General features: G+C 71.3%; 17 protein-coding genes, 1 tRNA gene and 1 riboswitch. Of the genes, 1 reads left to right on the forward strand and 17 read right to left on the reverse strand.

The annotated features are described in order from the left end of the window. Nucleotides 1-60: 60 nt before the first annotated feature. From gcvP to clsA, 10 genes are all read right to left on the reverse strand, one after another. Nucleotides 61-2,994: an aminomethyl-transferring glycine dehydrogenase gene (gene gcvP, locus FB467_RS11920; RefSeq protein ID WP_141785294.1), complete on the reverse strand. Its 2,934-nt coding sequence runs from the start codon at nt 2,992-2,994 to the stop codon at nt 61-63. A gap of 82 nt (nt 2,995-3,076) precedes the next feature. Then, nucleotides 3,077-3,173, reverse strand: a riboswitch (glycine riboswitch). 88 nt (nt 3,174-3,261) lie between these two features. Continuing rightward, the gene (locus FB467_RS11925; protein ID WP_280525441.1) at nt 3,262-3,843 is read right to left on the reverse strand and encodes a MerR family transcriptional regulator; all 582 of its coding nucleotides are present in this window, start codon (nt 3,841-3,843) and stop codon (nt 3,262-3,264) included. A gap of 160 nt (nt 3,844-4,003) precedes the next feature. After that, nucleotides 4,004-4,567 carry a bifunctional nuclease family protein gene (locus FB467_RS11930; RefSeq protein ID WP_141785295.1) on the reverse strand — a complete coding sequence of 188 codons (564 nt, stop codon included), beginning with the start codon at nt 4,565-4,567 and terminating at the stop codon, nt 4,004-4,006. Between the two features lie 45 nt (nt 4,568-4,612). Then, nucleotides 4,613-5,314 carry a transcriptional regulator FtsR gene (ftsR, locus tag FB467_RS11935; protein WP_141785296.1) on the reverse strand — a complete coding sequence of 234 codons (702 nt, stop codon included), beginning with the start codon at nt 5,312-5,314 and terminating at the stop codon, nt 4,613-4,615. A 35-nt stretch (nt 5,315-5,349) separates the two neighbouring features. Beyond that, nucleotides 5,350-5,769: an FHA domain-containing protein gene (locus tag FB467_RS11940; RefSeq protein ID WP_141786633.1), complete on the reverse strand. Its 420-nt coding sequence runs from the start codon at nt 5,767-5,769 to the stop codon at nt 5,350-5,352. A gap of 103 nt (nt 5,770-5,872) precedes the next feature. Next, entirely contained in the window at nt 5,873-6,262 is a 390-nt protein-coding gene (gene gcvH / locus FB467_RS11945) for a glycine cleavage system protein GcvH (protein ID WP_141785297.1), read from the reverse strand. Between the two features lie 67 nt (nt 6,263-6,329). Beyond that, nucleotides 6,330-7,079 (reverse strand): DUF881 domain-containing protein, encoded by a 750-nt coding sequence (locus FB467_RS11950; RefSeq protein ID WP_141785298.1) that lies wholly within the window; start codon nt 7,077-7,079, stop codon nt 6,330-6,332. Then, nucleotides 7,079-7,411, reverse strand: a complete 333-nt coding sequence (locus tag FB467_RS11955) for a small basic family protein (RefSeq protein ID WP_141785299.1) — start codon at nt 7,409-7,411, stop codon at nt 7,079-7,081. Before FB467_RS11955 ends, FB467_RS11950 begins: the two co-directional genes overlap by 1 nt. Then, the gene (locus FB467_RS11960; RefSeq protein WP_141785300.1) at nt 7,408-8,286 is read right to left on the reverse strand and encodes a DUF881 domain-containing protein; all 879 of its coding nucleotides are present in this window, start codon (nt 8,284-8,286) and stop codon (nt 7,408-7,410) included. Before FB467_RS11960 ends, FB467_RS11955 begins: the two co-directional genes overlap by 4 nt. Beyond that, nucleotides 8,283-8,930: a cardiolipin synthase ClsA gene (gene clsA, locus FB467_RS11965; protein ID WP_342354714.1), complete on the reverse strand. Its 648-nt coding sequence runs from the start codon at nt 8,928-8,930 to the stop codon at nt 8,283-8,285. Before clsA ends, FB467_RS11960 begins: the two co-directional genes overlap by 4 nt. A gap of 284 nt (nt 8,931-9,214) precedes the next feature. Here clsA and nhaA point away from each other — a divergent pair, with 284 nt between their 5' ends. Next, nucleotides 9,215-10,498 (forward strand): Na+/H+ antiporter NhaA, encoded by a 1,284-nt coding sequence (gene nhaA / locus FB467_RS11970; RefSeq protein ID WP_141785301.1) that lies wholly within the window; start codon nt 9,215-9,217, stop codon nt 10,496-10,498. Here the strand turns inward: nhaA and FB467_RS11975 are convergent. The 7 genes from FB467_RS11975 to cmk all read right to left on the reverse strand — a co-directional run bounded on the left by FB467_RS11975 (nt 10,486) and on the right by cmk (nt 15,815). Beyond that, nucleotides 10,486-11,301: an ABC transporter ATP-binding protein gene (locus FB467_RS11975; RefSeq protein WP_342354715.1), complete on the reverse strand. Its 816-nt coding sequence runs from the start codon at nt 11,299-11,301 to the stop codon at nt 10,486-10,488. The two genes, nhaA and FB467_RS11975, sit on opposite strands and share 13 nt — an antisense overlap. A 33-nt stretch (nt 11,302-11,334) precedes the next feature. After that, a complete protein-coding gene (locus tag FB467_RS11980; RefSeq protein ID WP_141785302.1) occupies nt 11,335-11,892 on the reverse strand; it encodes a dihydrofolate reductase family protein in 558 nt (185 codons plus the stop codon). 92 nt (nt 11,893-11,984) lie between these two features. After that, a tRNA-Pro gene (locus tag FB467_RS11985) sits at nt 11,985-12,058 on the reverse strand. 176 nt (nt 12,059-12,234) lie between these two features. Then, nucleotides 12,235-13,707: a ribosome biogenesis GTPase Der gene (gene der / locus FB467_RS11990; RefSeq protein WP_141785303.1), complete on the reverse strand. Its 1,473-nt coding sequence runs from the start codon at nt 13,705-13,707 to the stop codon at nt 12,235-12,237. A gap of 10 nt (nt 13,708-13,717) precedes the next feature. Then, on the reverse strand, nt 13,718-14,218 hold the full coding sequence (locus FB467_RS11995; RefSeq protein ID WP_141785304.1) for a SufE family protein: 501 nt from the start codon (nt 14,216-14,218) through the stop codon (nt 13,718-13,720). After that, a complete protein-coding gene (locus FB467_RS12000; protein ID WP_141785305.1) occupies nt 14,218-15,087 on the reverse strand; it encodes a sulfurtransferase in 870 nt (289 codons plus the stop codon). Before FB467_RS12000 ends, FB467_RS11995 begins: the two co-directional genes overlap by 1 nt. Then, entirely contained in the window at nt 15,084-15,815 is a 732-nt protein-coding gene (gene cmk / locus FB467_RS12005) for a (d)CMP kinase (protein ID WP_141785306.1), read from the reverse strand. Before cmk ends, FB467_RS12000 begins: the two co-directional genes overlap by 4 nt. Between the last annotated feature and the right edge of the window lie 40 nt (nt 15,816-15,855).

A 15,855-nucleotide genomic window follows, 5' to 3' on the forward strand; every position in this document is an offset into this window, starting at 1 on the left:
CGGTGAGCCAACGGCACGCCGGGTCCCGGTGCGGTTCGACGGGACGTCAGGAGCGGACGGTCAGTCCTCGAAGGCCCCCGGCGGAGGGCACGAGCAGATCAGGTTGCGGTCGCCGTAGGCACCGTCGATCCGGCGCACCGGCGGCCAGTACTTGCGCTGCGGGTCCACTCCTTCTGGGTAGACCGCGTGCGCCCGGGAGTAGGGGTAGGTCCACTCCTCGGTCAGGCTGCGGGCCGTGTGCGGGGCGTGCCGCAGGGCGCTGTTCTCGACGTCGCCGGCTGCCTCGTCGATCTCCTTGCGGATCGCGATCATCGCGTCGCAGAACCGGTCCAGCTCGCCCAGGTCCTCACTCTCCGTGGGCTCGACCATCAGGGTGCCGGCCACCGGGAAGGACATCGTGGGCGCGTGGAACCCGAAGTCGATCAGCCGCTTGGCCACGTCGTCGACCGTGACGCCGGTCGTCTTGGTGAGCTCCCGCAGGTCCAGGATGCACTCGTGCGCCACCAGGCCGTTCTCGCCCGCGTACAGGATCGGGTAGTGCTCGGCCAGACGGGCGGCGATGTAGTTGGCGGACAGGATCGCGACCTGGGTGGAGCGGGTCAACCCCGCCCCGCCCATCAGGCGGATGTAGGCCCAGGAGATCTGCAGGATGTCGGCCGAGCCGTAGGGTGCCGCGGAGATCGGTCCGACACCGGTCTCCGGTCCGGCCAGCGGGTCCAGCGGGTGGTTGGGCAGGTGCGGTGCCAGGTGGGAGCGCACCGCCACCGGGCCGACCCCGGGGCCTCCCCCGCCGTGCGGGATGCAGAACGTCTTGTGCAGGTTGAGGTGGGAGACGTCGCCACCGAACTGGCCCGGCTTGGCCAGCCCCATCATGGCGTTCAGGTTCGCCCCGTCCACGTAGACCTGACCCCCGGCCTCGTGCACCAGGTCGCACAGCTCGGTGATCGTCTCCTCGAAGACCCCGTGGGTGGAGGGGTAGGTGACCATGATCGCGGCCAGGTGGTCGCGGTGCTGCTCCACCTTGGCGCGCAGGTCCTCCAGGTCGATGTCCCCGCCCTCGGCGGTCTTGACCACGACCACCTTGAGCCCGGCCATCACCGCGCTGGCGGCGTTGGTGCCGTGCGCGCTGGCGGGGATCAGGCAGATGGTGCGCTGGTCGTCGCCGTTGGCCAGGTGGTAGGAGCGGATCGCGAGCAGTCCGGCGAACTCACCCTGCGCGCCGGAGTTCGGCTGCAGGCTGACCTGGTCGTAGCCGGTGACCTCGCAGAGCCAGTCGGCCAGCTGGGCGATCAGCGCCCGGGATCCCTCCGTCTGGTCGTGCGGGGCGAACGGGTGCAGCTGGGCGAACTCGGGCCAAGTGATCGACTCCATCTCGGTCGTGGCGTTGAGCTTCATCGTGCACGAACCCAGCGGGATCATGCCCCGGTCCAGGGCGAAGTCCCGCTCGGACAGGGTGCGCAGGTAGCGCAGCATCGCCGTCTCGGAGTGGTGGCTGTGGAACACCGGGTGCGTGAGGACCTCGTCCTGGCGCAGGAACTGCTCGTCCCACGCGGGGGTCTGCACCGAGCTGGCCTCCGCGGACGGGGCGTCCGCGCCGAAGGCGTCCAGCACGGTGTGCAGCGTGCCGAGGGTGACCAGCTCGTCGGTGCTCAGGAGGACGTGGTCCTCGTCGGCCTGCCACAGGTTGACCCCGCGCTGCACCGCCGCGGCGACCACCTCGGCCGCCTTCCCGGGCACCCGCACGGTGAGCGTGTCGAAGTACTGCTCGGTCACCACCTCGATGCCGGCGGCCTCCAGCGCCTTCGCCAGGTAGACGGCCTTGGAGTGCGTGGCCAGCGCGATCCGGCGCAGCCCCTCTGGGCCGTGGTAGACGGCATACATGCTGGCGATCACGGCCAGCAGCACCTGCGCGGTGCAGATGTTGGAGGTGGCCTTCTCGCGGCGGATGTGCTGCTCGCGGGTCTGCAGCGCCAGCCGGTATGCGGGGCGCCCCTCGGTGTCCTTGCTGACCCCGACCAGTCGGCCGGGCAGGGTGCGCTCCAGTCCGCTGCGCACGCTCATGTAGCCCGCGTGCGGACCTCCGAAGCCCATCGGCACGCCGAGGCGCTGGCTGGTGCCGACCGCGACGTCGGCGCCCCAGCTGCCCGGGGAGGCGAGCAGGTTGAGGGCCAGCAGGTCCGCGGCGGCGGCCACCAGTCCCCCGCCCTCGTGCACTGCGTTGGTCAGCGCCGTCCAGTCGCGGATCTCACCGTCCGCGCCGGGGTACTGCACCACGGCGCCGAACACGGCCTTGCCACCCGAGGCCTCGGCGAGGGAGTCGGCGTCGGTGACCCCGGTGAGGTCGGTGGTCACGACGGTGAGTCCCAGCGGGCGGGCCCGGGTGTTCAGGACGGCCAGGCTCTGCGGGAGCAGGTGCTCGTCGGCGAGCAGGACCGCGTCGGCGGCGACCTTGCTGGAGCGCCGCATGACGGTCATCGCCTCCGCGACGGCGGTGGCCTCGTCGAGCAGCGAGGCGCCGGCCGTGGGGAGGCCGGTGAGGTCGGAGACGACGGTCTGGAAGTTGATCAGGGCCTCCAGCCGGCCCTGGGAGATCTCCGGCTGGTAGGGGGTGTATGCGGTGTACCAGGCGGGGTTCTCCAGCACCTTGCGCAGGATGACCCCGGGGGTGTGGGTGCCGTAGTAGCCCAGCCCGATCATCGAGGCGTGCACGGTGTTGCGGTCCGCGTAGGCCTGGAGCTCGTCGAGCACGGCCTGCTCGGACGGCGCGGGGAGCAGGTCGAGCGGCCGGTCCGTGCGGATGGCGGTCGGGACCGCGGCATCCATCAGCGCGTCCAGCGACTCGTGCCCCAGCAGGGCGAGCATGCTGGCGATGTCGTCCTCGCGGGGACCGATGTGTCGGGCGACGAACTCGGCGAGGGCTCCGGCCGGCAGCGGGCCGGCGTCGTCGGTGACTACGTCGGAACTCGCCGCGGTGTCCAGCTGGTGGGGGTTCATGAGGCTCCTTCAAGGGCGTGCAGGCTGCCTCCCCATCTGTCCGGATGTCGCGGGGTCCGCGACAGAGCCGTTCCAGATTTGCCTCCTCCGCGCGGTCCTGGCGCCTGAGAGCTTCTTGGGGAGTTTGCCCCTTCGGCGCCCCACCCGGCAAACGGTGAGGACTCTCCCGCGCGGCGTCGCTGGCAGGCACAACATATCAGCCTGCGCAGGGGGTGGTACGGCTCGCACGGCACGGTGCGATCGCACCGTGGCGCTCGGGTGGTCCGGTCAGCTGGAGCGGCGGGCCCGACGCCGCTGGGAGAGCTCGTCGCCGGGGTGGTTGGCCAGTGCGTCGGCGCGCTCGGAGGGCAACGTGGACAGCTGTCCCTCCACCTCGCGCCAGACGCTGCCGACGGCGATGCCGAAGACTCCCTGACCCCCGCGGACCAAGTCGATGACCTCGTCGTCGCTGGTGCACTCGTAGACGCTGGCGCCGTCGCTCATCAGCGTGATGTGGGCCAGGTCCTGGACGCCGCGCTCGCGCAGCTGGTTCACCGCGACCCGGATCTGCTGGAGGGACACCCCGGTGTCCAGGAGCCGCTTGATGATCTTGAGCACCAGGATGTCGCGGAAGCTGTAGAGGCGTTGGGTGCCCGAGCCGGACGGGTTGCGCACGGACGGCTCCACCAGGCCGGTGCGGGCCCAGTAGTCGAGCTGGCGGTAGGTCACGCCGGCCGCGCCGCAGGCGGTCGGGCCGCGGTAGCCGATGCCTTCCTCCAGGGCCGGGACATCGTCGGTGAAGAGCAGTCCCTGGGCAGGGGCCGAGCCCTCATTGCCCTTACCACCGCGCACTTCGGCTCCCGTGCCCACAGCATCCTCCTGGATCGATGGAGCGGGCTTCGTGTCGGGCACCTGAGGGCACCGACCCCGCACAGATCACAACGTCAGTATTTATAGACGGTATGCCCAGGTCAGGGCCACGTCAACGACCGACGCACCTTCCCGGGGCGCCGCCGGTGTGTCGCGGGTCTCATTCCCGGCCGGGGTCACCGCCGGTGCCGTCCCCCTGGTCCGACTCCTCCGGTGCGTCGGCGGAGGGGTCCGCGGGACCGCCCTCGGCGTCCTCCTCAAAGTCCTCGGCGGACACGTTGTCGAGGAACTCCCGGAAGCGTTCGACCTCGTCCTCGTCCTCGTCCTCCATCGCGAGGGTGACGCCGGCGGCGTCGAGGACCGAGTCGGTGGCCACGATCGGTGTCGCGGAGCGCAGGGCCAGGGCGATGGCGTCGGAGGGGCGGGAGGAGATCTCGGTCTTCCCGCCGTCCAGCACCAGCACGGCATAGAAGATGTTGTCCTCCATGGAGGTGATCTGCACCTGGTCCAGGGAGTGCCCGAGGGTCTGCAGCACGGTGACCATGAGGTCGTGTGTCAGCGGGCGCGGCGGGGTCACGCCCTGTTGGGCATAGGCGATCGCCGTGGCCTCCGGTGCCGCGATCCAGATCGGCAGGTAGCGCTGGCCGTCCCGCTCGCGCAGCAACACGATGGGATTGTTGGAGGGCATCTCCACCCGGACTCCGAGCACATCGAGTTCCTTCACCCGAACCACGCTACTCGGTGTTGCTGGGTCGTGGGGCCCGACCGGTCAGCGGCGGCGTTCCAGCCCGGCCCGCACCAGGGCGACGTGCAGCGCGATCGTGTGGGCGAGCAGCTCGGCCTGCACCTCGTCGGGGTCTCCCCCCTCGGCGCCACGGGCCCGGCGGCGCCGGACCGGCTCCAGGATCTGCTCGGTCAGGCCGATCTCCCGGTCCGCCGCGACCCGGAAGAGCCGCAGGTGGCGGGCCTCCAGGCCGAAGGAGGCCAGGGCGGCGCACTGTCGCGCGATGTCCACGTCGTCCGCGCCGTGACGACCGGCGGCGTCGACGGCGAACAGTCCGTAGGCCTTGAGCGTGGCATAGCTGGCGGCGTCCAGCCCGCTCTGCTCGCGCAGCTCGGCGGCGCTGAGCCGGACCGACCGGCGCCGGCGCAGTTCCTCGGCGGTGGGCAGCGCCGCGGCGGGCGGGGCACCCCGCGAGGAGTCCGGCGGCACCGCGGTGGGCTTGTCCGGCTCGAGCCCCCGGTCCATCCGGTCCAGCGCGTCCTTGATCACCTTCAGCGGCCAGAACCGGTCGCGCTGCGCGCTGAGCACGTAGCGCAACCGCTCGAGGTCGTCCTCGGTGAACCTGCGCAGGCCGGACTCCCGGCGCTCCGGGCAGACCAGTCCCTCGGACTCCAGATAGCGGATCTTTGACAGCGTCAGGTCCGGGAACTCCGGCTGGAGGCGCTTGAGGACGCGCCCGATCGTCATCCCCTGGTGGGCGTGCTGCCCTCCCCCGGCCAGTGTCACTGGCGACCGAGGTAGTAGACGAGCCGGAACTTGCCGATCTGCACCTCGTCGCCGGCCTCCAGGGTCGCCTGGTCGATCCGCTCCCGGTTCACGTAGGTGCCGTTCAGTGAACCGACGTCGCGGACCTGGTAGCCCTCGCCCTCCCTGGCGAAGACCGCGTGCCGCCGGGAGACCGTGACGTCGTCGAGGAAGATGTCGCTGTCCGGGTGACGTCCCGAGCTCACCTCCTCGGCGTCCAGCAGGAACCGGGCACCGGTGTTCGGCCCGCGCAGCACGATCAGGAGCGCCGTCCCCGGGCGCAGCGCCTCGACCGTGCGCTGGTCCTCGGTGGACAGCCGCGGCGGCTCGTCCTCGAAGGAGTGCTCCAGGGCAGGCACGTCCGTCCCGAGGGGGATCCGCGCGGTCGTCGGGTCCATACCCGGGTCGTGGTGCTCCCGCTCGCGATCGGTCACAACGCCCTACTTCCTGCCGGTTCGGGCCAGCTGGCCCATGCTGTCTGGTGGTCAAACTCTAGTCGAGTCAGTCGACGTGACCGCGGTATCCCTCCACATCCAGCAACCCGTCCACGGATCCACCGTCGGAGAGGCGCATCTCGAACATCCAGCCCTCGGCATACGGGTCGCTGTTGATCAGTTCCGGCGTCTCGTCCAGCGCACCGTTGACGGCCGTGACCTCACCGTCGAGGGGGGCGTAGATGTCGCTCACCGACTTCGTCGACTCGATCTCGCCGCAGGCGTCCCCGCTGGTGATGGTGTCGCCCACGGCGGGCAGGCTCACGTAGACGACGTCGCCGAGGGCGTCCTGGGCGTAGGACGTTATCCCGATCCGCAGCACGCCGTCACCCAACTCCTTGACCCACTCGTGGTCGGTGGTGTAGCGCAGGTCCTCGGGATACTCCAGGTCGCTCATTGGTCTCCTCATTCTGCCGTGACGGTTGCCGGGGTGGTCCCGGCCGGTGCTGTGCCGAGATGCCCCGTCAGGGTTCCTCGGATGGTATGGGCTGAGCGTAACGAGGCTCGTCAGGCTCGTGCAATGCATCGATGGTCAGCGTGGCGCTGTCGAGCACGGTGACGTCCCCACCGACCCGCCGGACACTGTCGTTGAACCCGCCGGGAATGTTCATCGCGCCGGCCAGGGTGTGCGAGTCGCCGATCGCGGTGACCAGGTAGGGCGAGGTCAGCGGGACCCCCTCGACGGTGAGCTGGCCGTCCGGGGTGATCCCGACCCAGCTGGAGGCGACGACGCGCACCTCACCGACCTGGATCGCCTCGGCGCCGGCGTCGCGCAGCTCCTGGACGAGGTCGACCATCATCGTCGCGGTGACCGTGCGGTCCGGGTCCTCGACCAGGATCGTCACGCCCGGCCCCTGGACGGGGACGGTGCCGGCCAGCACCTGGTAGCTCTGCAGGCGGGCCTGGGCGGCCTCCCGGGCCGCGTCGTCCCCCGAGCCGTTGGCCAGCTGGTCCCGGTCCTGCTCGAGCTGGACGATCTCGTCCTCCAGGGAGTCGGCCCGGGTGGTCACGTCGTCGAGGAGGGCGATCAGGTCCGCCTCGCGCAGCTGCGAGAGGTCCGCCTCCTGGGTGGTCCGGACCTGGGCGACGAGGGCCAGCCCGAGGAGCAGGGTCAGCACGCCCACGAGGACGTTGCCGCGGGACAGCCTCAGCGACCGGTTCCAGGTGCGTCCCCCGGGCCGCTCGGGGGATGTGTCGTCGGTGGGCCTGGCCATCAGGCACCCAACAGGTGTCGCCGGATGGCGGCGACGTTGGAGAAGATCCGCAGGCCGAGCACCACGACCACGCCGGTCGTCAGCTGCGACCCGACGCCGAGCTGGTTGCCCAGGAAGACGATGAGCGCGGCAACGACCACGTTGCTCAGGAAGCTGACCACGAAGATCCGGTCGTTGAAAATGCCCTCCAGCGCGGCGCGCACGCCGCCGAAGACGGCGTCCAGGGCGGCGATGACCGCGATCGGCAGGTAGGGCTCCAGCCAGGTCGGGACGCTGGGCTCCCAGATCAGTCCGGCCACGATGCCGACGACCAGTCCGAGCACGGGGATCATGGGGTGTCCTCCTTGGTGGGCACGACGGCCAGCCGCGTGGTGAGGCGGGTCGCCGCCGCGACGGTGACCTCGTCGGCGGTGGTGACCTCGACAGTCAGTTGGTACTCGTCGCGCAGCTCCGCGGCGTAGCGCCCGGTGGCGCCCTCGGTCATCTCCCGCTCCAGGGCCTCGGGGTCGCCGATGGCCGAGATGACGTAGGGACGGGTCATCCCGCGGAAGTCGATCACGATCGCCTCGCCGGCGAACCGGATGGCGGACGTGGACGTCAACCGTTGGTCGTTGATCGAGATCGCCTCGGCGCCCTGGGCCCAGAGCCCGTTCACGATCACCTGGAGGTCGCGGGCCATCACCCGCTCCTCGGCGTTGCCGTTGACCAGCGGGTCGCGGGAACTGGCGTCATCCATCGTGATCACGATCCCGGGGCCGACCAGGGCGCTCGCGCCGGCCTGCCGCTCGGCTGTCCGCAGCGACTCGGCCAGCTGGCTCCCGGCGGAGTCGTCCTCCAGGGCGCCCTCCTCCAGGCCCGCGACCTCGGCCCGCAGCGCCTCGATCCGGGCGACGCGCCGGTCGCCGAGGTCCTGTTGCGCCTCGACCCTGCTGACCAGCTCCAGGCGGGCGTCCGCGGCCGCGGGATCCGGCTCGCGGAGCGTCTGGGCGGCCACCGTCATCAGGAACCCCAGTAGCACGGAGGAGACGATCAGGATCAGGCTGCGGGGGCCGGTCGACGCGGGCAGCCCGCGCTCGCGACGGGCCTGGGCCGCCGAGGCGTAGCCGGGGTCCAGGGGCCGGTCGCGCACCTCGGCCAGCAGGGCCATCGAGGCCGCCGGGTCGGGGTTCGGTCGGCCCATGCCGAAGCCGAGCCGGGGACGCTTCATGGTGCCTGCACCGCCCCCCACTGCCGCCGTCGTTGCGCCACCATATCCGCCACCTGCACGGCATACATCACGGCGCCGATCCAGTAGAGGACGGTGCCCCACCAGACGAAGGCCCACCCCACCGGTTGGGCGACCGCGGTGAGCCAGGAGTCGCCATAGCCGAGCAGCACCAGCGGAAAGGCATAGACCAGGTTGAACGTCGCGGCCTTGCCGACGAAGTGCACCGGCGGCGCGGGGAGCCGGTAGTAGCGGGCGACCGGGTACATCGCGGCGATGAAAGCGTCCCGCAGCACCAGCACGGCCACCAGCCACCAGGGGATGATCTCCCGCCACCCGAGCCCGAACAGGGTGGAGACGATGTAGAGGCGGTCGGCGATGGGGTCGAGGTACTGGCCGACCCGGGAGATCAGGCCGAACCTGCGCGCGATCTTGCCGTCCAGGTAGTCGGTGATCCCGGAGAGCATGAGCACGATCAGCGCCCACCCGTCCTGGTGCGCCAGGATGAGCCACAGGAAGACCGGCACCCCCGCCACCCGGAGCACGGACAGCACGTTGGGCACGGTCAGCCACTCGTCCCGCACCGGGACCACCTGGGGGACCCGGCGCGGTTCGTCCCTGGCGCCGCTCCCCTGGTCCGTGCTCACGTGCCCAGCCTAAGACGCCGAGGGTGCCCGGGATGACCAGCCACACCCGGCGGGCGTGAGCGCCTTCCTGCCCGGCGCGCGCCTTCCTGCCCCGGAGGCGGCAAATGTCGCGATATTTGCCGCCTCTGGGGACGTATGCCGCGCGCCAGGACCTTTGCCGCTAAGGGGACGTATGCCGCACGTCACCTCCCCCGGACCGGTAGGGTGGGCGCTGGTGTGCCGGGAAGTCTGGTCGGCCGCCTGCCGGAGCGCCCGGCGGGTGTACTCGATGACGAGGTGCCCGCATGACCGGATCCGACGGCACGGCCACACACCCCGACCTCCGCTCCCGGCTGGTGCGGCTGGTCGCCCAGGAGACGACGGCGGGGGCCCTCCTCTTCACCGCAGCCGTGCTCGCCCTGGTCTGGGCCAACTCCCCCTGGCGCGACGCCTACCAGTCGCTGTCCTCGACCGTCGTCGGGCCCTCCGCGCTCCACCTCGACCTGTCGCTGGCCACCTGGGCGGCCGACGGCGTGCTCGCCCTGTTCTTCTTCGTCGTCGGGCTGGAGCTCAAGCAGGAGTTCGTCTCCGGCAGCCTGAGCAACCTCACCGAGGCGGCGGTGCCGGTGCTGGCCGCGGTCGGGGGCATGGCGGTGCCCGCCGTGCTGTATGTCGTGCTGGTCACCGCGCAGGGTGACTCGGCGGCGCTGGGCGGCTGGGCGATCCCGACGGCCACCGACATCGCGTTCGCCGTCGCCGTGCTCGCGGTCTTCGGCCGCGGGCTGCCGGTCGGGCTGCGCACCTTCCTGTTGACCCTGGCGGTCGTCGACGACCTGCTGGCCATCGTGGTCATCGCGGTCTTCTACACAGCCTCGATCAACCTGGTGGCGCTCGCCGGGGCGATCGCGGTCGTGGTGGTCTTCGGGGTCGCCGCCCGGTCCGCACGGGTGCGGTGGTGGGTGCTGTTGCCGTTGGCGCTCGTCGCCTGGGTGCTGATGCACGAGTCCGGAGTGCACGCCACGATCGCCGGTGTCCTGCTCGGCTTCGCGGTGGCTGCCCGGCCGATCGGCGACGAGCACCATCCCCGGACCCACCAGTTCGTCGAGAAGCTGCAGCCGCTGTCGTTCGGGATCGCGCTGCCGGTCTTCGCGTTCTTCTCGGCCGGTGTCACCCTCGTCGACGGGGACGGTGTCGGTGCGGTCCTCGGCCAGCCCGTGGTCCCGGCCATCGTGGTCGGCCTGCTCGCCGGCAAGGTGATCGGGGTGCTCGGCACCACGATGCTGGTCACCCGTCTGACCCCGATGCGGTTGCCCGGCGCCATCGCGGTGCGGGACCTGCTCCCCGTCGGCCTGCTCTGCGGCATCGGCTTCACGGTCTCGCTGCTGATCGCCGAGCTGTCCTTCCCGGACAGCGCGGAGCACCTGGCGGGCGCCAAGATCGGGGTCCTGCTGGCCTCCCTGCTCGCCGGTACCCTCGGTGCGGTGGCGCTGACCTGGGACTCCCGCCGGGCCCGGGCGGGCGACGGGGACTCCGACGGCGGCACCGGTGCCCACGGCCCGCTCGTCGGGGAGGCGGGTCAGGATGGCTGACGGGCCCGGGCCGTCCGCGCGCTCCAGCGGCCGTCGCGGTGCTCCACCTCGATGGGGTGGTCGAAGGCGGCGCTGACGTGTGGCCCGGTGATGACGTCCGTGACCGGCCCGGCCGCGGTGATCCGACCCTCGGCGAGCAACAGCGCATGGGTCGTCGACTCCGGCAGCTCCTCCAGGTGGTGCGTCACCAGGAGCGAGGTGAGGTCCGGGTGGGTCCGGGACAGCAGGTCGATGGTCTCCAGCAGCTGCTCCCGCGCGGCCACGTCGAGCCCGGTGGAGGGTTCGTCCAGTAGCAGCAGCTCGGGGTCGCCGGCCAGGGCACGTGCGATCAGGGTGCGCCCCCGCTCCCCCTGGGACAGGGTCGGCCACCGGTCCCCGGCGATCGTGGCCAGACCGAGGAGACCGGCCAGTTCCGCGGCCCGGGCCAGTTCGGCAGGGCCGGGCTCCCACCGCATCGGCAGCTCGATGGTGCCCGTGATGCCGGTGATGATGATCTCGGTGACCGTGAGCGGGGACCGCAGGGTGTGTCGGGGGTTGACGTGTCCGATGTGGCGGCGGAGGGCCTGCAGCTCGACGCGGCCGAGCTGGTGCCCGAGGATCTGCACCGTCCCGGTCGTCGGGTGCGTCACCGCGCCGCACAGGGCCAGGATGGTGCTCTTGCCGGCCCCGTTGGGCCCCAGCATGACCCAGTGATCCCCGCGCTGGACCCGGAACGAGATGCCCTGCAGGATCTCCTTGTCCTGGCGGCGGAAGGTGACCTCCGCCAGGTCGAGGACCACCGGGGAGGACACGTCGAGCACCACGAACCTACCTTCGCAGAGGCACCTCCCCGGCGGTCACCCGGCCCGTCGGTAGTGCAGCAGCACCGCGCCGTTGGTCAGCGGGTCCGCCGAGACCAGGTCGAGGTGCCGGGTGCTGGGCAGCCCGTCCTGGTACAGCGTGGGGCCGTGCCCGGCGAGCACCGGGTGGACGAGGAAGCGGTACTCATCGATCAGGCCCAGCCGGTCCAGGGCGGTGGCGAGTCGGCCGCTGCCGAGGAGCACGCCACCGGGCATGCGGTCCTTGAGTTCCTGCACCGCCGGACCCAGGTCCCCGGTGAGGTGGTGGCTGTTGCTCCAGGGGAACTCCTGCCGGGTGGAGGAGACGACATACTTCGGCTTGGCCTCCAGCGAGCGCGCCCAGTCGCGCAGGGCCGGGCTCGCCTCGACGTCGCCGCGGGCGACCGCCGGCCAGTAGCCCTCCATCAGCTCGTAGGTGGTGCGCCCCCAGAGCATGGCGTCGTGCTCGTGCATCAGGTCTGTGAAGAGGGCGTGCGTCTCGTCGTCGGCGATCCCCTCGGCGTGGTCGACGCACCCGTCGAGGGTGATGTTGTAGCTGAACGTGAGCACACCCATGCGAGGAACCCTTCGGTCGCGGCACCGGAATGCCGGAGCCGTCGCAAAACGATGAAGCCTTGGCGGAGATGGTTCTCCACCAAGGCTTTTCGTCGGGATGACAGGATTTGAACCTGCGACCCCCTGACCCCCAGTCAGGTGCGCTACCAAGCTGCGCCACATCCCGTTGTTCAGTTGTCGGCCTCCGGCCGCGGGCTCACGGATCCCCGGAGCAAGACACCTGTGAGAGCGTTGCACGTCCGGGAGGACTCGCGAGCGACCTGAACCTTATCGCACCGGATCGGGTGACTCCGAATCGGCGCCCCGCCACCGTGCCAAGCACGTCGACCTCGGCCGCAGATCTCAGCGGCGCCGCTTCTCCCGCACCCGGACGGAGATCTCGATGGGCGTCCCGGTGAAGTCGAACTGCTCGCGCAGCCGGCGCTCGATGAAGCGCCGGTAGCCATGCTCGATGAACCCGCTGGCGAACACCACGAAACGCGGCGGACGGGTGTCGGCCTGGGTGGCGAACAGGATGCGCGGCTGCTTGCCGCCACGTACCGGGTGCGGATTGGCCGCGACGACCTCGCCGAGGAAGGCGTTGAGCTTGGCGGTCGGGATGCGCTGCTCCCAGGACTCCAGGGAGGTCTCCAGCGCGGGCACGAGCTTCTGCAGGTGGCGCCCGGTGAGTGCGGAGATGTTGACCCGGGGCGCCCAGGTGATCTGCACCAGGTCGCGCTCGATCTCGCGCTCCAGGAAGTACTGGCGCTCCTCGTCGACCTCGTCCCACTTGTTGTAGGCCAGCACCAGCGCGCGACCGGCGTCGATCACCTGCTGGATGACCCGGATGTCCTGCTCGGCGATGGAGGCGGAGGCGTCGACCAGGACCACGGCCACCTCGGCCTTCTCCAGGGCGGTCTGCGTGCGCAGCGAGGCGTAGAAGTCCGCGCCGCGGGTGTGGTGGACCCGGCGCCGGATGCCCGCGGTGTCGACGAAGCGCCACACCTTGTCGCCGAGCTGGATCATCTCGTCCACCGGGTCGCGGGTGGTGCCGGCCACGTCGTCGACGACGACCCGCTCCTCCCCCGCGAGCTTGTTCAACAGGCTCGACTTGCCCACATTGGGGCGCCCGAGCAGGGCCACCCGCCGCGGACCGCCCCGGGCGTAGGCGCTGCCGACCGCCGACTCCTCGGGCAGCACGTCCAGCACGGCATCGAGCACGTCGCCGCTGCCGCGACCGTGCAGCGCGGACACCGGCCACGGCTGCCCCAACCCCAGGGACCACAGGGCGGCGGCATCGGCCTCCCCCTTCTGGTCGTCGACCTTGTTGGCCACCAGGACGACCGGCTTGCCGGACCGGCGGAGCAACCGCACGACCGCCTCGTCGGTGTCGGTGGCCCCGACGGTCGCGTCGACCACGAAGAGGACGGCGTCGGCCAGTTCGACGGCGACTTCGGCCTGCTCGGCGACCCGGAGGTGGATGCCGCTGGCGTCCACCTCCCACCCGCCGGTGTCGACGAGGGTGAACTCGCGCCCGGACCACTCGGCGTCGTAGGCGACCCGGTCGCGGGTGACGCCCGGCACGTCCTCGACGACCGCCTCGCGGCGGCCCAGGATCCGGTTGACCAGGGTGGACTTACCGACGTTCGGGCGGCCGACGACGGCGACCACGGGCCGGGTGGCGGGTGCCGACTCGGCCCGTTCGGCCAGGTCGCCGCCCTCGACGAGGGCCAGGTCCTCCTCGGAGAGCTCGAAGTCCGCCAACCCGGCGCGCAGGGCGGTCTCGACGGCGCCCTCGTCCCCGGTGGGGGCGGTGGGGTCGTTCGGGTGGTTCACGGGGGGTCTCCTACGTGGGGTCGCCGGCGGACGCCGGTGGGAGGCTGGTGCGGGCCCGCACCTGTCGCTTGATCCGGCCCAGCATGCCGACCATGCCCCGCATCCGCAGGGGGGACACGGCCTCGGCGAGGCCGAACCGGTAGGGGGCGTCGTCCGGGACACCGAGCACGTCCTGGGCGGGCAGACCGTCCAAGCTCTCGCGCAGGATCCCGGCGAAGCCCTTGGTGGTGGGTGCCTCGGCCGGTGCGTCGAAGAACAGGTGCACCGTGCGGGGGTCCTGGTCCTCCACCTCGACGGCGAGGAAGACCGGGGACTGGCACTCGTCCACGCGTTCCATCTGGTCCAGCTTCCCGGCATACCGCTCGGGCAGGTCCGGGAGTTCCTGGCTCAGCTCCAGGAGCAGTTGCAGCCGCTCCTGCTGGGTGACCGCGTGGAAGTCCTGTGCCAACTCGGCCATCGGCTCGGGGAGGTCGTCCAGGGCACCGGCGGTCCCGGCATACGGGCTGGTCATCAACGCTCCACCGGGACCCGGACGGAGTTGCCCCACTCGGTCCAGGAGCCGTCGTAGTTGCGGACCGCGTCGAAGCCGAGCAGGTGGGAGAGCACGAACCAGGTGTGGCTCGACCGCTCCCCGATGCGGCAGTAGGCGACGGTCGGCTCGGCCGGGTCCAGCCCCTGCTCCTGCAGGTAGATGGCCTCGAGCTCGGCGCGCGACTTGAAGGTGCCGTCCTCGTTCGCGGCGCGGGCCCAGGGCACCGACTTCGCGCCCGGGATGTGGCCCCCGCGCATCGCGCCCTCCTGCGGGTAGTCGGGCATGTGCAGCAGGTCACCGGAGAACTCGCCCGGCGAGCGGACGTCCACCATCGGCCCGCCGAGGTGCTCCAGCACGTCCTCCTTGAAGGCCCGGACGGTCCGGTCGTCACGCTCGACGACCGGGTAGTCCACGGGGGTCACCTCCGGCACGTCGGTGGTCAGCTCGCGGCCCTCGGCGACCCACTTGGCGCGGCCCCCGTCGACCAGCCGCACGTCCTCGTGCCCGAAGAGCGTGATCACCCACAGTGCGTAGGCGGCCCACCAGTTGTTCTTGTCGCCGTAGATGACGATCGTGGTGTCCCGGCCGATGCCGCGCTCCCCCATCACCTGGGCGAACCGCTCGCCGTCCACGTAGTCGCGGGTCAGCGGGTCGTTGAGGTCGTTGTGCCAGTCCAGCTTGAGCGCGCCGGGGACGTGACCGGTGTCGTAGAGCAGGACGTCCTCGTCAGACTCGAGCACGACCAGTCCCGGATCGCCGAGGTGCTCGGCGAGCCACTGGGTCGACACGAGCCGCTCGGGGTGGGCGTACTCGGCGAACTCGGTCTGCGGGTCGGTCTGGGTCGTCATCGGTCTCCTCCATCGGGGGTCTGCTGGTCCTGCGGCGCCGCGCTGCGGGCAACGTCCAGGACCGCGGCTACTGATTGTGCGAACGTCAGGGACGAGGTGTCGATTCCGACCACCCCGTCGGCGGGCTCGAAGAAGGCCGAGACGGTCGCGTCGTCCTGGTCCCGGCGCACCACCAGGTCGTGCGTGGCGGCCAGCGCCTGGGCATCCGCCGTGTCGTAGAGCTCCTTGGCGCGCCGGGCCAGCCGGGCCTCCTCGGAGGCGGTGAGCAGCACCCGGACCTCGGCGTCGGGGGCGATCACCGTGGTGATGTCGCGTCCCTCCACGACGATCCCCGGGCCGGTCTCCCGGGCCTGCCGGATGAGGTCGCGCTGCAGTTCCCGGAGGACGGCGCGGACCCCGAGGTTGGTGGCCACCCGGGACACCACGGCGGAGACCTCCTGGGTGCGGATGTCCGGTCCGACGTCGGCACCGGCCAGGTGCACCGCGGGCGCCGCCGGGTCCGTGCCCATCTCGAGCGGGAAGGTCCGGGACGCCTGTTCGACGGCGTCCTGGTCGGCCAGGTCGATCCCCTCGCGCACGCACCACAGGGCCAGGGCGCGGAACATGGCGCCGGTGTCCAGGTAGGTCAGCCCCAGCTCCCGGGCGACCGCCTTGGACACGCTGGACTTGCCCGAGCCGCTGGGCCCGTCGATCGCGATGGTGACGGGCGGTTCCAGCGGCTGGCTCATGGGGCACAAGACTAGGTGACCGGGGCGGGTGTCTCCGAAC

The sequence above is a fragment of the Ornithinicoccus hortensis genome (assembly GCF_006716185.1).
In the GTDB taxonomy this organism is placed as follows: domain Bacteria; phylum Actinomycetota; class Actinomycetes; order Actinomycetales; family Dermatophilaceae; genus Ornithinicoccus; species Ornithinicoccus hortensis.

Coding starts and splice junctions, on each gene's coding strand:
- FB467_RS11950 (WP_141785298.1), bottom strand. CDS start 7,079: ATGGCCAGGCCCACCGACGACACATCCCCCGAGCGGCCCGGGGGACGC.
- ftsR (WP_141785296.1), bottom strand. CDS start 5,314: ATGACGATCGGGCGCGTCCTCAAGCGCCTCCAGCCGGAGTTCCCGGAC.
- FB467_RS11955 (WP_141785299.1), bottom strand. CDS start 7,411: ATGATCCCCGTGCTCGGACTGGTCGTCGGCATCGTGGCCGGACTGATC.
- FB467_RS11980 (WP_141785302.1), bottom strand. CDS start 11,892: ATGGGTGTGCTCACGTTCAGCTACAACATCACCCTCGACGGGTGCGTC.
- FB467_RS11960 (WP_141785300.1), bottom strand. CDS start 8,286: ATGAAGCGTCCCCGGCTCGGCTTCGGCATGGGCCGACCGAACCCCGAC.
- FB467_RS12000 (WP_141785305.1), bottom strand. CDS start 15,087: ATGACGACCCAGACCGACCCGCAGACCGAGTTCGCCGAGTACGCCCAC.
- gcvP (WP_141785294.1), bottom strand. CDS start 2,994: ATGAACCCCCACCAGCTGGACACCGCGGCGAGTTCCGACGTAGTCACC.
- FB467_RS11995 (WP_141785304.1), bottom strand. CDS start 14,218: ATGACCAGCCCGTATGCCGGGACCGCCGGTGCCCTGGACGACCTCCCC.
- cmk (WP_141785306.1), bottom strand. CDS start 15,815: ATGAGCCAGCCGCTGGAACCGCCCGTCACCATCGCGATCGACGGGCCC.
- nhaA (WP_141785301.1), top strand. CDS start 9,215: ATGACCGGATCCGACGGCACGGCCACACACCCCGACCTCCGCTCCCGG.
- gcvH (WP_141785297.1), bottom strand. CDS start 6,262: ATGAGCGACCTGGAGTATCCCGAGGACCTGCGCTACACCACCGACCAC.
- FB467_RS11940 (WP_141786633.1), bottom strand. CDS start 5,769: ATGGACCCGACGACCGCGCGGATCCCCCTCGGGACGGACGTGCCTGCC.